The sequence below is a fragment of the Mariniluteicoccus endophyticus genome (genome assembly GCF_054780035.1).
Genome location: NZ_BAAGXC010000018.1, coordinates 1 through 19,185 on the forward strand (window position 1 = coordinate 1; position 19,185 = coordinate 19,185).

Sequence of the window (19,185 nt, forward strand, 5' to 3'; positions counted from 1 at the left end):
CTGCCCGCCACCGCGGGCAACAGGACGACTCGCATAACGACCGGACCTACGAAACGGGGTCAGCCCACCCGAAGCATCGACGTTGCGACTCCGGACATGTGAGGACCAGCGTGGAGCCACCGTCATTGAGCGTGATGGAAGTGAGGCCAGAGGGGACCTGTACCAGGGGACCGTTACAGCGCAGTTCAGCGAGGGCCGACTTCGGCTCACTGACATTACGAACGAGGTCGTGCCAAAGTGCGACTTCTGAGAGGGGGATGTACGGCTGGCGTCGCGGTATTGGTGGCCGTGCTCCCAATTTCTCCAGCTCGTGCCGAAGAGCCAGCACCTTTCGGCAGCTATAAGCGGGCGACGCCGAAGACGACACCGACGGGGGTCGCTCTCTCTGCAGAGAGAGGGTTCTCTGGCTTCAAGCGCAAAGCTGGCGAACTCGGAACCTCCTCAGTGATCGGGGGAAGTCCGCAGAAGGGCTCTTACCCGGGCAACCACGCACCCGCTCCGCCACCCATGGCTCCAGAAGACCTCGACCGCATGGCACGCGGGCTCCCGCCACGGGAAGCGTGCGGCGGGCTGGCGGGCGCGGCGGGCTCGGCTGCAGGGTGTACGCCGACGTTGGGCGGTGCGGTGGATGCGGCCGCACCGGCGCCGCCGCCTCCGCCGGATCCGCGCGTGGTCGCAGCACAGGCGGTGGCAGACCTGCGCCTGCCGGCGGGCGTGCCGCGGGTCGGCCCGGACCCGTCGCACAACGAGTGGAACATGGTGGCGGTGGGCTACCCGATCTGGTTGTGGACCGACGACCCGGCGTCGACGTCGACGACGGTCAACCAGCAGGGCATCACGATCACGATCACGGCCACGCGCTCGGAGACCACGTTCTCCATGGGCGACGGGACGACGGTCCGTTGCGCCACCTCCCACCGCTGGACACCTGCAGTCGCGCCGGGGGCGCCCTCGCCCTCGTGCGGCCACGGCTACCAGCAGAAGCCGCTACGCGGCACCACCTACACGATCACCGCATCAAGCCGGTGGACGGCCGCGTGGTCGGCGCTTGGCCAGTCGGGCACGATCCCGCTCACGCGGACGAGCCCGCCACGTCAGCTCGAGGTCGGCGAGCTCGTCTCGGTGATCAACCGCGCCGGCACGGCCTGAGCGCTCGGTCCCGTCAGCGCCTCACCCGGGAGGTCATCGCCGCCCCGGCACGGCTTGGGCGCTCAGTCGCGCCAGCGCATCGCGTGCGAGATCATCGCCGCCCCGGCGACGGTGGCGATCATGCCGGCGCCGAGCGCGAGGACGCCGGGTGAGGTGGGGCTGGGCACGGCCACGTACGCCGACTTCGACGCCCGCGACGGTCCCGCCTTCGAGGGTCCGGCCTCCGAAGGCCTGCCCTGGGGGACGGCCGCGACCGCCTGCTGAGCCACGGGCGTCGGTGCGGCAGGCGTGGGCGTGCTGCTGGGGGTCGGCCGGGTCACGGGCGGGCCGGCCAGCGTGAGGGCGACGGGGGCATCGGCGGCGGCGAGCCCGGGCGTTCCGGGCGTGTAGGAGACGCCCGAGTCGCCGTCGAAGCGCACCCGCACCTCGTACGCGGGGAAGGTGGCCGACCGGGCACCGGCGTCCGCGGGGATCTTCACCCGAAGGTGCCAGGCGCCCTGCTCGTTGGTGCTGCCGAACGCGGCGGCGTCGTCGCTGCCGTCGAGGGTCGCGTACACGCTCTGGCCGTTGACGGGACGCCCGTCCGGCAGGCGCAGCGTGCCGGTCAGCTCGACGTCCTGGCCCTGCGTGACCGGGCCCGCGACAGGATTCGTGGCGAGCGTGACGGGCGTTCCGGTGCCGGCCAGGGTGAAGGCCGAGGCCTGGGTAGCGCCGGGGGTGTCCGGGCCGGCGACGTACGCGACGTCCACGGGCACGCGCCCCGGCAGCCACGTGGACCGGGCGGGCACGGACACCGACCACCGGCCGGCCGGATCGCTGGTCACGCTGACGGGGTCGTTGTGGTCACCGTCGATGGTGACGACGACGAGCCCGTCGGCGACGGGCTGCCCGGCGGCGTCGGTGACGGCGCCGGTCAGCTCGACGGCCTCACCTGGCTGGTAGGTGGGTTTCGCCGTCGACACGGTCACGGCCGCGGTCTCGGACGTGGGGCTCGCGTACGCGAGTGCGGGAGCCCCGGCGAGCGCGCAGACGAGCGCGGCGGAGGCGAGGGAACGACGCAACGGCATGGGGGAGCTCCAGTGTTCGGGGAAGCCTGGATCGTCCCCATGATGACATCGGGCCGCCGCCGTGCCGGGGAAGCGGCTCAGAGCGTGTCGCCGAGGCGGGGATTGCGGGGGTCGCGGATGCGGGCGGCCCCGGCGACGAGCAGCGCCTGGGCACAGATGTAGGTGAACATGATCAGCACGTCCAGCCCCTCGAACCGGAACCAGGGGATGAACGCCCCCATCGCGATGAGAGCGCCGGACAGCATGAACAGCGCCCCACCCCAGATGCCGCGCTCACCCATCGAGGTGGTGAGGATCGCGGCGGCGGTCAGCGCGGCGGCGTACAGCACGACGACCGGGCCGAACGGGCCGGCGAACGGGATGCACGAGCCGACGATCGACACGGCGGCGACGAGATAGAGGGCCGAGGTGGCGGGCCGGCGCGCCGGCAGCGCGTAGGCCCAGCGGTTGCCCAGGCCCGTCACCCAGATGAGCTGGGCGAGCAGGAACGACGCCGTCATCGCCATGAACGCGTTCGGCTCGGCGACGAGCTTCGGCAGCGTGTCGCCCAGCCACGAGAACGCGAGCGCGATGACCACCCACGTACGCAGTGGCCGGCGTACGCGCAGCGCCGGCGGCACCAGGGCAGGCGCCAGCAGCGGCTGGGTCACCGCCGCCCACGGGTGCCCGGCGGCAAGGAGGAGCAGATGCATGACGGCGACCGCGAGGTAGGCCCACCACTGGGGGCGCTCCCGCAGCCACCCGATCACGCGTCGTCCCCGCGCGACCGGCTGGCGTCCAGCGGGGCGACGGACAGCCTCAGCCTCATGGCGTGCGACTCGCCGCTGGCCAGGTGGATGCCCGCCCGGCCCACGTTGGCGGTCTCGACGCACACGAACCGCCGCCACTCGTGGTCGCCGAGGTCGGCGATTCCGCGCGCCTTGTCGGCCCACGGGTTCCACACGACGGTCGTGCCGGAGCCCTCCTTCGCGACGGTGATGCGCCGGCCCAGCCGCGGGTCGTCGATCGTGACGTCGGCGGTCGACTCGAAAACGCGGTCGGTCTCGCCGGTGAGCTCGAGCTGGCCGCGCTGGGTCAGCGTCTCGCCGGTGACCTTGTCGCGGTAGTCGCTGCCGCGGAGCCCGTCGATCGTGACCTTCTCCACGTCGCCCACCTGGAGGTAGGTGTGCAGCGCCGCCTCGTACGCCAGAGACTCCTCGCCGGTGTTGCGTACGCGCAGCTCGACCTCCAGCTCGGTGCCGAACCGCTGCCGGCAGGTCATGTCGAACTCGTGGGGGATGCGGTCGCCGCCCGGGAGGGCGTGGACGTCGTCGCGGCCGAGATGCCACTCGAGGGTGGTGACGCGGTGGGCCTCGAAGGCCTTCGCGAGGTGCCAGCGGGCGATGCGGGCGGGGCCGTGTGCGGGCCGGTGCTCCCCGTCGGGGCCGTCGGCGAACCAGGGGAAGCAGATGGGGATGCCGCCGCGGATGCCCTTGTCGGGCGCGTACACGGCCTTCGTGCTCGTGAACAGCACCGGCGCCCCACCGGGGGCCCACCCGGTGACGTGTGCGCCGTGGTCGAACACGCGGAACGAACCACCGTCCGGGACATCGCCGGTGCACTGACCCAGCTGGTTCGGCGTCTCCTCGATCCGTTCGAACATGGCCCCATCCTGCCGGAAGGTGCCGGCACCCGTCAGCCCACCAGTGCGAGCGCGGCGTCCAGGCGGGGGAACGACACCGCCGCATCGGCGGCCTCCCGCGTGACCGGCTTCGCGCAGTAGGCGACACCCAGCCCGGCCGCGGCGAGCATGTCGAGGTCGTTGGCGCCGTCGCCGATGGCGAGCGTCCGCTCCCGCGGTACGCCGACCTGCGCCGCATACTCCGCCAGGTGGCGGGCCTTGGCGGCACGGTCGACGACATCGCCGACGGTATGCCCGGTCAGCTGGCCGTCCGCGACCCCCAGCCGGTTGGCGCGCACCAGCGACGCGTCGATGCCCAGGTCGGCGGCGAGGGGGCCCACCACCTCGGCGAAGCCTCCGGAGACCAGGCCGACATGGCCGCCCCGCTCCTGGACGCGGGCGACGAGCTCGCGGGCTCCCGGCGACAACTCGATCTCGGCGAGGACGTCGGCGAACACCGTGTCGGGCACGCCGGCGAGCGTCGCGACACGCTCACGGAGGCTCGCGGCGAAGTCGAGCTCGCCGCGCATGGCCCGCTCGGTCACGGCGGCCACCTCGGCACGCGCGCCCGCCCGCTCGGCGATCCGTTCGATGACCTCGATGGGGATGAGGGTCGAGTCGACGTCCATGACGACCAGTCCCGGGCCTTCGGAGGCCAGGGGGCCGGTCACCAGCGCGGCGTCGACGCCGGCCTTGGCGGCCACGGCACGGACCTTTGCGCGGAGGGCGGGCAGCGCGTCGACGTCGACGTCGGTGGTGTAGGCGTCGGCGTGGAACGCGTGGGGGTCGACCAGGTCGAGGTCGGTGGCGTCGAGGTCGCCGATGAGGGCGGCGAGCGCGTCGACCAGGGAGTCGTCGATGGGGTCGGGCGAGACGAGGGACAGGCGGGCCAGCGTCATGGCCGCGAGCCTAGCCGGGCGGTGCTGCAGGTGACGACGAACCGTGGGTCGCGGGCGACGATCTCGGTGCGTCCCACGTGGCGGCGCAGCGAAGGCAGGTAGGGCAGGTGGGCGTTCCACACCAGCCACAGCTCGCCTCCGGGTCGCAGCACCCGGCCCGCAGATTCGATCATGGTCAGGGCCGTCGAGGAGTCCTTCGCCGTGCCCATGTGGAACGGCGGGTTGCACACGATCGTCTCGACCGAGCCGTCCGCGACCCCCTCCAAGCCGTCGGCCCGGCGCACCTCGACCAGCTCGCCCACGCCGTTGGCTTCGGCGGTGGCCCGGGTCGACAGGCAGGCTGCGCGCGACTCGTCGGTCGCGGTCACGCGTACGCCCCGGCTCGCCAGCCACGCGCTGATCGTGCCGTTGCCGCAGCCGAGGTCGACCGCGGTCGGCGTACGCACGTCCAGCGCCGACAGCAGCAGCCGCGTCCCCAGGTCGACCTTGGTCCCGCCGAAGCAGGCGCCGTGCGCGCACAGCGTCAGCCCGAGGTCGGAGTGGACCTGGCGTGCAGGCCACGCATCGGTTGTCGCGACGGGTAGGGGATCGGCGGCGACCAGCGCGCGGGCCTTGCGTACGCCCAGGCTCGCGCGCACCTCGCCGAAGTGGCGGGCGAGGACCTCGTTCATGCCGCGCGTCATGTGCTTGACTCGCCCACCGGCGACGAGGCGTACGCCGGGTCCGGCGTGGGCCGCGACCAGTCCGGCGGTCTCGTCGAGCGCACCGAGCGCCTTCGGCAGGCGCATGAGGACGAGGTCGGCGTTGTTCAGGGCGGTGGCCAGGTCGGTTGCCGCGCCGGGCAGGGTGCGCTCGACGAGCAGCGAGTCGGCGTAGGCGGCGACCTGCTCGTGGCCCGCTGTTGCGCGCGCCGTGAGGACTCCGGTCTCGTCGTCGACCGTGACGACGCGCCGTGCGGTCGGCGCGACCTGCGTCGCCTCGCCCAGCACCACCTCGTCGATCGCGTCCACGCCCGCAGCATAGGGCGCCCGGCCGACGCGCTCGTGACGTTGCTCACCGCATCCCGGCCTCCGCAACCCCGGCGGCACGCGGGGGTACCCCGAGGAATAGGCTGAACCGCGTGTCAGGTGCGGTGCTGGAGATCCACGTGATCGCCGACTCCACGGGTGAGACGGCTGCCCGGTTGGCTCGTGCTGCTCAGGCGCAGTTCCCGTCCCACCCGTTCCGGATCGTGCGCCACCCGCGCATCACGACGCCGGAGGGCCTGTTCCGCATCTTCGACGACATTCGCGGGCGCCACGACCACCCGGTGGCGGTGCTGTCGACGCTGGTGAGCTCGGTGCTGCGTGACCTGGTCGACGACGCGTGCGCCGAGATTGGCGTGGTCCACTGCGACCTGCTGGGCCCGACGCTGCAGCTCCTCGAGGTCGCCACGGGTGACAAGGCCGAGCGGGTACCGATGCGCCCGGTCGGCGTGGAGGCCGACTACTTCACCCGCATCGCCGCCATGGAGTTCGCGGTACGCCACGACGACGGCCAGATGCTCGCCGGGCTGAAGGATGCTGACATCGTCCTCATCGCCGCCAGCCGCTGCGGAAAGACGCCGCTGTCGATGTATCTCGGCTACCTCGGCTACAAGACCGCGAACGTGCCGCTGGTGGCGGGTATCGAGCCCCCGAAGGAGCTCTTCGAGCTGGAGCGTTGGCGCATCATCGGGCTCACGATCGACCCGGAGCGGCTGGCCCAGATCCGCGGCCAGCGCGTGAAGGGCATGGGCTCGGCCAGCCGCCACAAGGACGGGTACGCCGACCTGGTGAAGATCTACGAGGAGATGGACGAGATCACCGCGATCCAGCGTCGCCTCGGCTGCCCGATCCTCGACACCACCACGACCGCGCTGGAGGAGTCCGCCGGGAAGGTCCTCGACGTCCTGGAGGGCCGCGCCCGCGCCAACGGCGCCCACCTCCAACGACGCCACGGCGACGTGGCGATGACCCCATAGAACCAAAGAACCCTCGAAGTACCCGAGAATCAAAGGAGATTCCGATGACCCACACCGACTACGTGTACGACCTCGCCGACGGCGACGCGACGATGCGCAACCTTCTCGGCGGCAAGGGCGCGGGTGTGGCGGAGATGGCCCGCCTCGGCGTGCCCGTCCCCGACGCGTTCACCGTCACCACCACCGCCTGCGTGGAGACGATGAAGCGCAGGGGCGAGTGGCCCGAGGGTCTGTGGGAGCAGGTCATCGAGGGCCTGGAGCGACTGGAGGAGCGTACGGGCCGCGGCCTGGGCTCGACCGAGAAGCCGCTGCTGCTGTCGGTGCGCTCGGGTGCCGTGCAGTCGATGCCGGGCATGATGGACACGATCCTCAACCTCGGCGTCTCCGACGAGACGGTGGCCGCGCTGGCCGCCGAGGGCGGCGACGAGCGCTTCGCGTGGGACTCCTACCGCCGCTTCATCCAGATGTACGGCGAGGTCGTCGAGGGCATCGAGCCCCACGTCTACGAGGACGCGCTGACCGCGCTGAAGAACGACCGCGGCGTCGCGCAGGACACCGACCTGACGACCGACGACCTCAAGGAGCTCGTCGCCACGTTCAAGAAGCTGTCGGCGGAGGCGCTGGGCGGTGACTGGACCGCCGACCCGAAGGAACAGCTCAAGCGCGCCATCAACGCCGTGTTCAAGTCGTGGCTGAACCCGCGCGCCGAGGTCTACCGCCGCGCCAACAACATCTCCGCCGAGCTCGGCACCGCCGTCAATGTCATGCAGATGGTCTTCGGCAACCGCGGCGACGACTCCGCGACCGGCGTCTGCTTCACCCGCAACCCGTCCACGGGTGCGAAGGAGCTCTACGGCGAGTTCCTCGTCAACGCCCAAGGTGAAGACGTCGTCGCCGGCATCCGTACGCCGCGTCCCCTCGGTGAGATGAAGGAGGTGCTGCCCCAGGCGTACGACGAGCTGATCGCGACGATGCACAAGATGGAGCAGCACTACAAGGACATGCAGGACATGGAGTTCACCATCGAGCAGGGCAAGCTCTACCTGCTCCAGACGCGCAACGGCAAGCGCACCGCCGCCGCCGCGCTGAAGGTGGCCGCCGACATGGTCGAGGAGGGCATCCTGACCAAGGAGGAGGCGCTCCACCGCGTCGAGCCCGCCCAGCTCGACCAGCTGCTCCACCCGGCGATCGATCCCGCGCACGGCCAGACGCCGATCACGACCGGTCTGCCCGCCTCGCCGGGCGCCGCGCTCGGCAAGCTCGTCTTCGACGCCGACACCGCCGCCGAGATCGGCGGCGACCAGGACATCATCCTGGTCCGCTTCGAGACCACGCCCGACGACATCGCCGGCGTCATCAAGGCTCAGGGCGTCCTGACCGCCCACGGCGGCATGACGTCCCACGCCGCCGTCGTCGCCCGCGGCATGGGCAAGCCCTGCGTCGCCGGTGCCCACGGCATCCGGATCGACCCGGCGAACAAGAAGGTCACGATCGACGGCAAGGAGTACGGCGAGGGCGACGCCCTGACGCTCGACGGCTCGACCGGTGCCGTGTACGCCGGCGAGATCCCGCTCGTCCCGCCGCAGATCAACGCCGACTTCGAGAAGGTCGTCACCTGGGCCGACGAGGTACGCCGCCTCGGCGTACGCGCGAACGCCGACAACTTCGAGGACGCGACGAAGGCCCGCGAGCTCGGCGCCGAGGGCATCGGCCTGTGCCGCACCGAGCACATGTTCATGGCCGCCGACCGCCTGCCGGCCGTCCGGAAGATGATCCTCGCCGAGGACGAGGAGGAGCGCGCCGCCGCCCTGGCGGAGATCCTCCCGATGCAGCAGCAGGACTTCGAGGGCATCTTCGAGGCCATGGCCGGACTGCCGGTCACCGTCCGCCTGCTCGACCCGCCGCTGCACGAGTTCCTGCCGAACATCGTCGAGCAGTCGCTGAAGGTCCAGAAGCTCGAGCTCACCGGCGGCTCGGCCGAGGAGCTCGAGACCGAGCGCAAGCTGCTCGGTCAGGTCAAGAAGCTCCACGAGCAGAACCCGATGCTCGGCACCCGCGGCTGCCGCCTCGGCATGCTCTATCCCGAGATCCCGGCGATGCAGACCCGCGCGATCATCCGTGCCGCCCTGGCGGTGCGCGAGCGCAAGGGCGAGACCGTCGGCGTCGAGATCATGATCCCGCTCGTCGCGTACGCCGAGGAGCTCAAGCGTCAGCGCGCCGTCGTCGAGGAGACGGCCGCCGAGGAGCTGTCGAACGCCGGCGCCGAGCTGGAGTTCACCGTCGGCACCATGATCGAGCTGCCGCGCGCCGCGGTGTGCGCCGACCAGATCGCCGAGCACGCCGACTTCTTCTCGTTCGGCACCAACGACCTCACCCAGACCGGCATCGGCATCTCGCGAGACGACGCCGAGCAGGGCTTCCTGGGCCAGTACGTCCACGACGAGGTCATGCCGCGCAACCCGTTCGAGTCGATCGACCGCGACGGCGTCGGCGGCCTGGTCCGCATCGGCGTCGAGCGTGGCACGTCGGTCAAGCCCGAGCTGAAGACCGGCGTCTGCGGTGAGCACGGCGGCGACCCCGAGTCGATCGCCCTGTTCGAGGAGATCGGCCTGAAGTACGTGTCGTGCTCGCCGTACCGCGTGCCCATCGCCCGCTTCGCCGCCGCCCGCGCGGTGCTCGACAACAAGTGAGCGACTGAACGATCAGCACGGAAGACGCCCGCCCCTCCGGGGGCGGGCGTCCGCGTCTGTACGCGTCGCCCGGCGCGCCGCATCTCGGCGGCCGGCGGGGGTGCGTCGATGGTGCGCTGCGCGTGCACCCGTGCCCACCCCCGGCACGGAAGCTGGCTCCTCGTCTCGCTGGCGCTCGCTCGGAGAGCGAGAGCGGCTGGAACTGCTCGGGGGCGGAGAACGGCTGGCGCTCGCGCGGAGAGCGGGGTCGCTAGGCTCGTCCGGTGCGGATCCTCGTCACCGGCGCGGCCGGGTTCATCGGGCACCGGCTGGCGTACGCCGCGGCGGAGGCCGGGCATGCGGTGACGTGCGTCGACGCGCTGCGGGGCGACCCGGCGACGCGTGACCTGCGCGCGGCGCGTCTCGAACGACTGCGCGAGGTGGGTCCGGTCCACATCACCGACCTGGCCATCGACGACCTCGACACCATGATCAAGAAGGTCGACGCGGTGGCCCACTTGGCCGGTGCCACGGGCGTGCGCACGAGCTTCGGCACCGGGTTCCCGGACGCGGTGCGCGACAACGTGACGGCCACGGGCCGGATGGCGGAGGCGTGCCGGGTAGCGGGCGCGCGGCTGGTGCTGGCGTCGAGCTCGTCGGTCTACGGCTCGGTCGCCCACACGTCGTCCGAGGACGCGCCGCTGCGGCCGCAGAGCCCGTACGGCGCCACCAAGGTCGGCGCCGAGGCGGTGGTCCACGCGCACGAGGCGCAGGGCCTCGAGGCCAGCATCCTTCGCTACTTCACCGTCTACGGGCCCGGTCAGCGCCCGGACATGGCCGCGGCGCGGTTCATCGCCGAAGCGCGTGCGGGCCGGCCGCTGCCCGTGTTCGGCGACGGGAGTCAGGTGCGCGCATACACGTTCGTCGACGACGTCGTCGCGGTGACGCTGGCGGCGCTCACCTCGCCCGCCACCGGTTTCACGGGAAACGTCGCCGGCCCGGAGCTGGTCTCGACCGACGAGCTGGCCCGCGCCGTCGGCGTCGCCCTCGGCCGGGACATCGATATCGATCATGGTCCACCCGCGGCGGGTGACGTGGCGCGCACGGCCGCCGACACGCGCGTGGTCGCCGACCTCCTCGGCCTCACGCCGACGACACGGCTGGTCGACGGCCTGGCCGCACAGGTCCGGGAGGCGTCGTGACCGGCCCGGTGACCGCGTACGCCGCGTTCGACCGCTTCCCCGCCGCCAAGGGCTCGGCGGTCCACATCGCCCGCGCGGCGGGGGCGCTGTTCGAGCACGCGGGGCCGGGCCTGCTGTGCGTCCTGGGTGGCGAGTCGATGCCGCTGGTCCAGCACGAGCCCGGTGTGACGATCACGCGCTTCCGCAGCGACACGCCCAATCTGTTCGACCGGGCCGACGCGTACGCCGTCTTCGTCGACGAGGCCCTCCAGCGCCACCGCGACACGATCCGGCTGGTCCAGGTGCGTGACCCGTGGTCGGCGGCGCCGGCGCTGGCCGACCCGGACCGGCCGTGGAAGGTCGTCTACGAGGCCAACGGGTTCCCGTCGATCGAGCTGCCGACGACCTTCCCGCACGTGCCCGCCGAGACGCTGGCCAAGATCGCCGCGGTCGAGGACGCGTGCCTCGTCGCCGCCGACGCGGTCGTCACCCCCTCGGCGACCATCGCCGCGTGCTGCATCGCCAAGGGCGCCGACCCGGCGAAGGTCACCGTCGTCCCCAACGGTGCCGACCCCGTCACCACGCCGCCCGACCGCCCGGCCGACGCCCCCGCGCGCTACCTCGTCTACGTGGGGGCCCTCCAGGGCTGGCAGGGCTTCGGGACGCTCCTGCGCGCGTACGCGGGCCTGGCCGACCTCGACGTCGACCTCGTCGTCTGCTCCTCGTGGTCGGCCCGCCGGGCCAAGGGCTGGAAGAAGGTGGCCGAGCGCCTCGGCATCGCCGACCGCGTCCACTGGCGCCACGAGCTGCCCCACGAAGAGGTCGCCGCCCACCTCGCCCACGCCGAGCTGTCGCTCGCGCCGCTGGCCGAGGTCGACCGCAACGTGCGCCAGGGCTGCTGCCCGCTGAAGGTCGTCGAGTCGATGGCGGCCGGCGTACCCGTGGTCGCGTCAGACCTGCCCTGCGTCCGCGAGCTGGTCGACGAGTCGTGCGCACGCCTCGTGCCGCCGGACCGTCCCGCGGAGCTCTCGCGGGCCGTCCGCGTCCTGCTCGGCGACCGGGAGCGGCGGGCCGAGCTGGCCACCGCGGCCCGCGTACGCGCGACCGAGCGCTTCACCTGGAACGCCGCCGACGAACGCCTGCGTGAGGTGTGGGGCTCCCTTTCCGGGCCCGGGTCGGCCTAGGATCGGGCCATGGCGATCTTCTTCCGCACGAAGGCGAAGGTGAAGGAGCTTCCCCCGCTCCACCGCGACCTCGTGCTCGAGAAGCGGCTGGGCGTGATGCAGTCGCACGCGGACTGGCAGGCGCTCCTGGGCTCGCTCGCGACCCACGAGCAGGTCACCGAGCGCAAGGCGAAGTACGCCCTGCCTCAGGGCTTCATGGACGTCGCGCTGCCGCTGCTGCGCGTGCTGCTCGCCGACTCCGCGCCCGACCGGCCGGTGGGGCTGTCCTACATGGAGGCCGTCGTCGGCTGGGGGCCCGACCAGGCCGTCGGGGACGTCGGGCACCGCCGCGCCGTGAAGGAACGCTTCGCGTTCGACGTGCCGCTGCAGGCCGAGGCCTGGCTGCGCGACGGGTCCCACCTGTCGGTGCGCCAACTTCGGCGTACGCGGCACCGCTCCTGGCGCCAGCGCAGCCGTTCCGGCAAGACCAAGTTCAAGTCGAAGTCCAAGTCGAAGTTCCGCCCGCAGGTGGTGCTGCGGCTGCCCAAGGACGTGGCACCCGTGCGGCCGAACCCGCCCGCGCCGCCGTCGGTGAGCGTGGACGTGAAGCCCGGTCGTCGTGCGCGCGTGCTGGTGGAGTTCAAGGCCGAGCAGCCCGCGTCGCGGGAGGCGCTCTTCGACCTGATGACCGAGGCGTTCCGCTGGTCGCCGCGGTCGGGAATGACGGAGGCAGCATGAGCCAGTTCCCCCAGTACCCGGGTGGCCCCCAGCACCCCGGCGGCCCTCAGCAGCCCGGTGGCCCCCAATACCCGGGCCAGCCGCATCCGGGCCAGCAACCCCCGCAGGGGCAGCCGGTCGCGGGCCGGTCCAACCCGTGGGGCCCGCCCGCGCAGGAGCACGGCTCGGTCGATCCCGAGACCGGCCGCCCGTGGCCGACCGACCGCTGCATGGTGACCGTCGGCTTCTACGTGCTGTCCCGCTGCGGCGCGCCCGCCCAGTCGGCCTGCCAGCGCTGCGGCCGCGGCATGTGCGCGGCCCACACCGTCGCCCAGCCGGCCCGGTCGCTGTGCCAGGCGTGCGATGCCGAGACCGGCACCACCGTCCCCGACCCGCGCGACCCGACGTGGGCGGCGCGCTATCGCCGCCGCTACCGCACCGACGCCTCGCAGCGCTTCCGGGACGACCGGCTCATGTGGTCGTTCGACCGCTACGACCGTCACTACGTCTCCCCGAGCTATTCCAGCTATGGCGACTGGGACGACCACGACCACGACATCTATGACAGCTGAGCCCGAGGCGCCCGCCGACCTCCGCCTGCTCTGGGTCACCGAGCACCATCCACCCAGCCGTGGGGGCATGGCGCAGTCGTCCGACCGCATCACCCGTGGGCTGCGGCGTGCCGGCGTGTCCATCGACGTCCTCCACCTCACTGGAGCGCCCGTGCAGGCCACGGCCCGGCCCGGGCTGGGTGGTGCCCACCTCATGGCGCCCATGGGGGTCGACCCCGAGCACGGCCTGGCCTGCGCCTGGCTGCAGGTCGAGCGACACCTCGCCCGGACGGGTGGCGCGTACAGCCACGTGGTCGCATTCGGCGGGACGTACGCGCTCACCGCGGGACCCGTGTACGCCGCCTGGCTCGGCGTACCCCTGGTGTCCATGCTGCGCGGCGTCGACTTCGACACCGGAGTTTTCTCGCTGCGCAGGCGCGCGGTGTTGCGTGACGCGCTCACCGCGTCCGCCCGGGTCTGTGCCGTCGCCAAGGAAACGGCCCGCCGTGCCGAGGCGCTGTTCGGCACGCCTGCGACGTGGGTGGCGAACTCGATCGACACCACCGACTGGGCGCTGATCGACACCGACGCCGCACGCGCCGCCGACTGGCGCACGGCCGAGGGCGTGGGGGAGCGCCGCGTGTTGGGCCTGATCGGCCAGCTGAAGGCGAAGAAGGGAGCGTACGACCTGCTGCGCTGCCTGGCCCACTCGCCCGCCGTCGCCGACTGGCACGTGCTGCTCGTCGGGGAGGTCGGCGACGAGGTGGAGGAGCTGCTGGCCGCAGAGCCACGAATCCGCACGTCTCGCCTGGGATTCCTTGATCGTTTCGAGCTGGCCTGGGTGTATGCGGCCTGCGACGTCGTCGCCCTGCCCTCGCTGCACGACGGCCTGCCGAACGTCGCGCTCGAGGCCGCCGCCTTGGGTACGCCGCTGCTCGCCTCCGACGCGGGTGGTCTGGGCGACCTGGTGGAGGCCGGCGCCGTGGCGTACGCGTTCCCCGCCGGCGACTGGGCCGCCTGCACACGCGCCCTCGTGGAGGCCGCCGACGCCACCGACGACGAGATCGCCGAGGCCGGCCGCCGGGCCGCCGAGGTGGTCGCCGAACGATTCGCCCCGGTTCGTGAGACCCGGGACTACCTGAGGGTGCTGGAGGAGACACGATGAAGAAGCTGCTGGTGCTGGTCCTGCCGCTGGTCATGGCGGGCTGCGGGACGACGCTCGTGCCGACGAAGGAGAAGGACACGACTTCCCAGTCGGGGTCGACCATCGAGGCCGTCGACGCCTCGGGCAGGACGCTGGTCAAGGTCTCCGGCAAGTCCGCCGAGATCCACCTCGAGGGCGATGCCACGGTGTCGAAGCGGGGCAAGGGATGGTCGGTCCCGGAGGCCGCGAAGATCTCGGCCGACGCCGACGCCTTCAAGCTCAAGGACGCCGGGGGCACGACGATGTGGAAGATCAAGACGTCCGACGACAAGACGAAGGTGTTGCGCGGCGAGGAGGACGTGCGCTGCGAGATCACCACGCCCGAGCCGAACCGGTTCAAGGCGAAGTCGCCGTCCGGCACCGAGCTCGGCACCGCCCGCCCCGGCGACAGCGGCGGCACGCGCCTCCAGCGGGGCGCCGACAGTGACATCGGCACGTCGACGGCCGCCCCCTCGGCCGCGCTGGCCGCGATGTTCTGCACCGAGGTGCCGGCGGGACCGCGCGCGGTGATCATCGCCGAGCTCGCCAGCCGCGGGAAGTGAACCGGAACCGGGGATGACCACACCGCACGCGGTGATCGCCCTCGGTGGCGGCTACGGCCACGCCTGCCGGGTCGCCGCCGCGCGGCACACCCTGGCCGCCCGCGGCCTGCTCGGGGCGGGGGCGTGCGACGTGCTCGTCTCCGACCCGCACCTGCCTCCGGCGCTCGTGCCGGGCGCGCGGCTGTGGTCGCCGCCGCAGGACCTGCGCCGCGACGCGGCCGGGCTCGGGGTGTGGATCGCGGGCTGGCTCGCCGACCGCTCACCCGGCCTCGTCTGGGTCGACGCGTTCCCGGCCGGCGTGCTCGGTGAACTGTGGCCGGGCCTGGCGCCGGATGCCCTCTGGGAGCTGCTGGCGCGTCGCCTGCGCTGGGACAGGTACGCCGCCACGCGCCGCGTCCGCCTCCCGGCGTACGACCGGGTGTGGGTGACCGAACCGCTCGACGACGGCGAGCTCGCGGCGCTCGCCGGGACGGACCTGCACCCGCTGGAGCTCGTCGACCCGCCCCTCGACCCCGGCCCAGCGCGGGCCGTGGTCCTGCCGGGGCGGTGCCGGCTCGTCGTCCACTCCGGTCCCGTTGAGGAGACGCTGCTGCTGGTGGAGGCCGCGCTGGAGCCCGGCGACGGGCTGCCGGTCGTGGTCGCCGCACCGGGGCGGCCGCGGGTGCTGCCGCGCGGCGTGGTCGGCTGGGAGCACGTGGTTCCGGCCGCCCCGCTGGCCGACCGGCCCGAGGTCGTCGGTGTCGTGACCGCGGGTGGGGCGTCCTCGGTGCGCCAGTACGCACACCTGGGTGCGCGGCACCGCGTACGCCCGCTGCCGCGGGCCCTGGACGACCAGCACGAGCGGGCGGGACGACGGATCTGCCAGGTGGCAGATTGATCAGAATCTCCAATTCAAGCGTCGCGTACACGATCCCCGGCGTCCCCGAGAAGAAGGCCTTCCCCTCACGGTCAAGAAGGTCTTCGAGGACCTCTCGCAGCGCCGTCCCGGGCGTACGGTCTGCCTGTTCCACGCCGACCGCAGCGCCACCAGCCACCCGCCGGTGACGGCCATGAAGGTGAATGTGCCGCGGCCTCTGCGAACCAATCTCAGCCCGGGCGTCGTGCCGTCCCGGCTCAGGCGCGGGCGCGTTCCTCGGCCTCGAGCTGGGCAGTGAACTCCTTCTTCGTCGCGCGCCACTGCTCGTCGCTCATGCCGTGGCGCCAGTAGCCGGACACCGACACCCGCTCCTTCGGCAGGCCGAGCTCGACGAACAGCCAGCGGCGCACGTCCTTGATCATGTCGGCGTTGCCGTGGACGAAGGCGCGGAACCCCGACGTGTCGTCGGGCAGGGCGTACGCCCTGGCCTCGTGGGCCAGGGCCATGCCGGGCACGTTGTCGCCGCGGTGGACCCAGGTGACGCGGGCGCCGGTCTCGGGCAGCGGGATCTCGTGGGCGGCGTCGGAGACTTCCACGAAGACCTCCACGTCGGAGCCCTCGGGCGCCAGCTCCATGGCGCGGGCGATCGCCGGTGCGGCGGCCTCGTCGCCGACCAGCAGCAGGTGGGTGTCGTCGGGCTGCGGGCCCCACGCGCCGCCGGGACCCCGCAGGTCGATCTTGGCGCCGGGCTCGACGTCGCGGGCCCACGGGCCCGCGACGCCCGCATCGCCGTGGACGACGAAGTCGAGCGTCATGCGGTGGGTCGAGGCGTCCCAGGCGCGGATCGTGTAGGTGCGCAGCACGTCACCGAAGACGAGCTTCACGTAGTGGTCTGCGTGGGGCAGGTCGGCGTCGAGCCCCGGGACGTGCAGCACCAGCCGGCGCATGCCCTCGCACAGGTCGCCGGCCTCGACGACGGTCGCGGCGTGTGTCGGGCGGGCGGGCTTCTTGGTCGGTTCGGAAGTCACCCCCCGATGTAATCACAGAATCGTCCTAACAGTTAGGGTCGCCTAAGTATGGATGCGGGTGGCCTCATGACCAGTAGGCTTCGCGCGTGGACACCCTGGACTACGCCGCGGCCACCCATCCCGGCATGGTCAAGAAGGTCAACGAGGACTCCATCTGCGCCGAGGCCCCGGTCTTCGTCGTGGCCGACGGCATCTCCGGCTCCCAGAGCGGTGACATCGCGTCCCAGATGGTCGTACGCGCGTTCGGCGAGCTGGCCCGCCGCCCCGAGCGCCTCACCCCCGACCTCGTCGCCGCCACCCTCCAGGACGTCCACGGCCAGGTGCTTGCCGCCCAGCGGCGAGACCACCACGACTCGGCCACCACGGCCTGCGGCGCCGTCGGGCTGCGCGTGGGCGACCAGGCGTACTGGCTCATGTTCAACGTGGGGGACTCGCGGGTCTACCGGATCTCGGGCCACGCCCGCCACGTCGCCCAGATCAGCGTCGACCACAGCCATGTCCAGGAGCTGATGGACGCGGGCATCATCACCGCGGAGCAGGCCGAGAACCATCCGGAGAAGAACGTCATCACCCGGGCCGTGGGCGCGGAGGAGGACTTCCGGCCCGATTTCTGGATGGTGCCGATGGTTGCGGGCGACCGTCTGCTGGTGTGCAGCGACGGCCTCCTGCGCGAGACGCCGCTGGCTGATGTGGCGGATGTGGTGCGGGTCGTGCGAGACCCCGAGCTCGCCGTGGGACAATTGATGGAACTGGCCCTGGACAACGGGGCCCGCGACAACGTGTCGATCATCGTGGTCGACGTGGTGTCCGGGGGCCGCTCCGGGGCCCAGCTGGTGAACGAGTCAGAAGAACATACAGTGGCGGTGCCCCGCGTACCCGCCCAAGGGAAGGCCACGACATGAGTGACCGCACGGGAATGTGGCGGGCGACCTACACGCCCGGTGACTGGATCGTCCTCAGCGGACCGACCTCGCTGGTCATCATGACCCCGGCGAAGGCATCCGCCTCCCAGATCATCAACCGCCTGTGGGACGTGGTCGTCGAGGCCGACGACCTCGACGGACTGGTCTCGGCGCTGGGCGAGTTCGGTGTCGACCGCATGCCCGACTTCGGCGCTTTCTTCTGGGCGGACGGCCAGATGCGCTCGCTGCTGCGCGGCTCGCTGCGCGCCGTGGACCTCGCCACCGGTGACACGGTCGCCGCCGCCGAGGGGGTCGTGACGTGGTCGGAGCACGGCCACGGCGACGTCCGCCAGATCCGCATCGACATGGACGAGGTCGACCAGGACGAGCTCCTGCAGCTCCCGCTCGTCGTCGGCGCGGTGTCCGCCTCGGCCATCGTCATCGACGCCGCGGACGAGTCCCGGGTCTCCAGCCCGCAGAAGCCCGTCGCAGCCCCCGCCGTGTCATCGGCCAAGGTCGCGGACGCCCACGCCGCAAAGGGCGAGCGGCTCCCCGAGGAGCCGTCGCCCGAGGAGGCCCAGGCCCGCCTGGCGAGCATCAACCAGCCCAGCGCCCCCAACGCCAAGGAGGAGCCGGCCGACGAGCCGGCGATCAAGGAGGTCCCGAGCTTCGGAGGCGGCGCCGCCGCCGGTGCCGCACTCGGTGGTGCCATGGCTGCTGGCCTCGGCGCCGCGGGCGCCAGCGCCGTGGATGCACGTCCCTCCGTCCCGTCCGCGCCCGCGCCGTCTGGCCCCGGGCCGTCCGCGCCGCAGGGTCCCGGTTTCGGCGGCCCCGGCAGCCAGCGTCCGTTCGGCTCCGGCCCCCAGGGTCCGGGCCAGCAGGGTCCGGGTCAGCAGGGGTTCGGCGGCCCAGGGGGCCAGCCCTTCCCGCCCGGCTTCGCACAGGGCAACCCGCAGGGGTCCGGTTTCGGCGGCCCCGGCATGGGTCAGCAGGGTCCGGGCTTCGGCGGGCCGCAGGGCGGCAACGCCGCCTGGTCGCCGGGTGCCCAGCAGGGTCCCGGTCAGCAGGGTCCCGGTCAGCAGGGTTCGGCCTCGCAGCCGTCCGCCCAGCCGCCGGCCTCCGACGACCCCGACTCGCTCGTGCTCGCCGTCATGTGCACCATGGGTCACCCCAACCCGCAGGAGGCGCACCGTTGCCGTCGCTGCGGCAACCCCGTCCAGGGTCAGCCCCAGCTCGTCCAGCGTCCGGTGATGGCGACGCTGCGCCCGTCGACCGGCCAGCCCGTCGACGTCGACCGCTCGGTGCTGATCGGCCGGTCACCGACCGCCACGCGTGTGGCCCGCGAACAGCTCCCGAAGCTCCTGACGGTGCCGTCGCCGAGCCATGACATCTCGCGTACCCATCTGCAGGTCAGCCCCGAGGGCTGGGACCTGATGGCGACCGACCTCCACTCGACCAACGGCACGGCGCTGCTGCGCCCGGGGGCGGCCGAGCCGGAGCGCCTCACGCCCGGTGAGCCCGTGCCGGTGTTCCCCGGGTGCGTCCTCGACCTGGGCGACGGCATCACCATCCGGGTCGACCACCCGGCCTGACCC

18 protein-coding genes are annotated in these 19,185 nt (G+C 72.5%); 12 read left to right on the forward strand and 6 right to left on the reverse strand.

Annotated elements, in window-relative coordinates:
• Positions 1-669 precede the first annotated feature (669 nt).
• Positions 670-1,149: a hypothetical protein gene (locus ACYVGD_RS08775; protein ID WP_460742922.1), complete on the forward strand. Its 480-nt coding sequence runs from the start codon at positions 670-672 to the stop codon at positions 1,147-1,149.
• A gap of 62 nt (positions 1,150-1,211) precedes the next feature.
• Here ACYVGD_RS08775 and ACYVGD_RS08780 read toward each other — a convergent pair whose 3' ends face one another.
• From ACYVGD_RS08780 to ACYVGD_RS08800, 5 genes are all read right to left on the reverse strand, one after another.
• The gene (locus ACYVGD_RS08780; RefSeq protein ID WP_460742924.1) at positions 1,212-2,216 is read right to left on the reverse strand and encodes a hypothetical protein; all 1,005 of its coding nucleotides are present in this window, start codon (positions 2,214-2,216) and stop codon (positions 1,212-1,214) included.
• 77 nt (positions 2,217-2,293) lie between these two features.
• Positions 2,294-2,965: a lysoplasmalogenase family protein gene (locus ACYVGD_RS08785; protein WP_460742926.1), complete on the reverse strand. Its 672-nt coding sequence runs from the start codon at positions 2,963-2,965 to the stop codon at positions 2,294-2,296.
• Positions 2,962-3,858 carry a D-hexose-6-phosphate mutarotase gene (locus ACYVGD_RS08790; protein ID WP_460742928.1) on the reverse strand — a complete coding sequence of 299 codons (897 nt, stop codon included), beginning with the start codon at positions 3,856-3,858 and terminating at the stop codon, positions 2,962-2,964. Before ACYVGD_RS08790 ends, ACYVGD_RS08785 begins: the two co-directional genes overlap by 4 nt.
• Positions 3,859-3,890: 32 nt before the next feature.
• Positions 3,891-4,775 (reverse strand): phosphoserine phosphatase SerB, encoded by an 885-nt coding sequence (gene serB, locus ACYVGD_RS08795; RefSeq protein WP_460742930.1) that lies wholly within the window; start codon positions 4,773-4,775, stop codon positions 3,891-3,893.
• Positions 4,772-5,785, reverse strand: coding sequence for a class I SAM-dependent methyltransferase (locus tag ACYVGD_RS08800; protein WP_460742932.1), 1,014 nt, complete (start codon positions 5,783-5,785; stop codon positions 4,772-4,774). The genes serB and ACYVGD_RS08800 overlap by 4 nt, the downstream gene beginning before the upstream one ends.
• Before the next feature lie 110 nt (positions 5,786-5,895).
• Between ACYVGD_RS08800 and ACYVGD_RS08805 the strand changes: the two genes are divergently transcribed.
• The 9 genes from ACYVGD_RS08805 (at position 5,896) to ACYVGD_RS08845 (ending at position 15,681) form a co-directional block, all read left to right on the forward strand.
• Positions 5,896-6,777 carry a pyruvate, water dikinase regulatory protein gene (locus tag ACYVGD_RS08805; RefSeq protein ID WP_460742934.1) on the forward strand — a complete coding sequence of 294 codons (882 nt, stop codon included), beginning with the start codon at positions 5,896-5,898 and terminating at the stop codon, positions 6,775-6,777.
• A gap of 44 nt (positions 6,778-6,821) precedes the next feature.
• Positions 6,822-9,467, forward strand: a complete 2,646-nt coding sequence (ppdK, locus tag ACYVGD_RS08810) for a pyruvate, phosphate dikinase (protein WP_460742936.1) — start codon at positions 6,822-6,824, stop codon at positions 9,465-9,467.
• 263 nt (positions 9,468-9,730) lie between these two features.
• Complete coding sequence (locus ACYVGD_RS08815) at positions 9,731-10,648, forward strand: NAD-dependent epimerase/dehydratase family protein (protein WP_460742938.1); 918 nt, start codon at positions 9,731-9,733, stop codon at positions 10,646-10,648.
• Positions 10,645-11,811: a glycosyltransferase gene (locus ACYVGD_RS08820; RefSeq protein ID WP_460742940.1), complete on the forward strand. Its 1,167-nt coding sequence runs from the start codon at positions 10,645-10,647 to the stop codon at positions 11,809-11,811. The genes ACYVGD_RS08815 and ACYVGD_RS08820 overlap by 4 nt, the downstream gene beginning before the upstream one ends.
• A gap of 9 nt (positions 11,812-11,820) precedes the next feature.
• On the forward strand, positions 11,821-12,528 hold the full coding sequence (locus ACYVGD_RS08825) for a hypothetical protein (protein WP_460742942.1): 708 nt from the start codon (positions 11,821-11,823) through the stop codon (positions 12,526-12,528).
• Complete coding sequence (locus tag ACYVGD_RS08830; RefSeq protein WP_460742944.1) at positions 12,525-13,079, forward strand: hypothetical protein; 555 nt, start codon at positions 12,525-12,527, stop codon at positions 13,077-13,079. Before ACYVGD_RS08825 ends, ACYVGD_RS08830 begins: the two co-directional genes overlap by 4 nt.
• The gene (locus ACYVGD_RS08835) at positions 13,069-14,223 is read left to right on the forward strand and encodes a glycosyltransferase family 4 protein (RefSeq protein ID WP_460742946.1); all 1,155 of its coding nucleotides are present in this window, start codon (positions 13,069-13,071) and stop codon (positions 14,221-14,223) included. Before ACYVGD_RS08830 ends, ACYVGD_RS08835 begins: the two co-directional genes overlap by 11 nt.
• The gene (locus tag ACYVGD_RS08840) at positions 14,220-14,804 is read left to right on the forward strand and encodes a hypothetical protein (protein WP_460742948.1); all 585 of its coding nucleotides are present in this window, start codon (positions 14,220-14,222) and stop codon (positions 14,802-14,804) included. The genes ACYVGD_RS08835 and ACYVGD_RS08840 overlap by 4 nt, the downstream gene beginning before the upstream one ends.
• A gap of 13 nt (positions 14,805-14,817) precedes the next feature.
• Positions 14,818-15,681, forward strand: a complete 864-nt coding sequence (locus ACYVGD_RS08845; protein ID WP_460742950.1) for a hypothetical protein — start codon at positions 14,818-14,820, stop codon at positions 15,679-15,681.
• A gap of 236 nt (positions 15,682-15,917) precedes the next feature.
• Here the strand turns inward: ACYVGD_RS08845 and ACYVGD_RS08850 are convergent, their stop codons facing one another.
• Positions 15,918-16,688 (reverse strand): siderophore-interacting protein, encoded by a 771-nt coding sequence (locus ACYVGD_RS08850; protein WP_460742952.1) that lies wholly within the window; start codon positions 16,686-16,688, stop codon positions 15,918-15,920.
• 86 nt (positions 16,689-16,774) lie between these two features.
• Between ACYVGD_RS08850 and ACYVGD_RS08855 the strand changes: the two genes are divergently transcribed.
• Entirely contained in the window at positions 16,775-17,590 is an 816-nt protein-coding gene (locus ACYVGD_RS08855; protein ID WP_460742954.1) for a PP2C family protein-serine/threonine phosphatase, read from the forward strand.
• Positions 17,587-19,182, forward strand: a complete 1,596-nt coding sequence (locus ACYVGD_RS08860; RefSeq protein WP_460742956.1) for an FHA domain-containing protein — start codon at positions 17,587-17,589, stop codon at positions 19,180-19,182. The genes ACYVGD_RS08855 and ACYVGD_RS08860 overlap by 4 nt, the downstream gene beginning before the upstream one ends.
• The last annotated feature ends 3 nt before the right edge of the window (positions 19,183-19,185 follow it).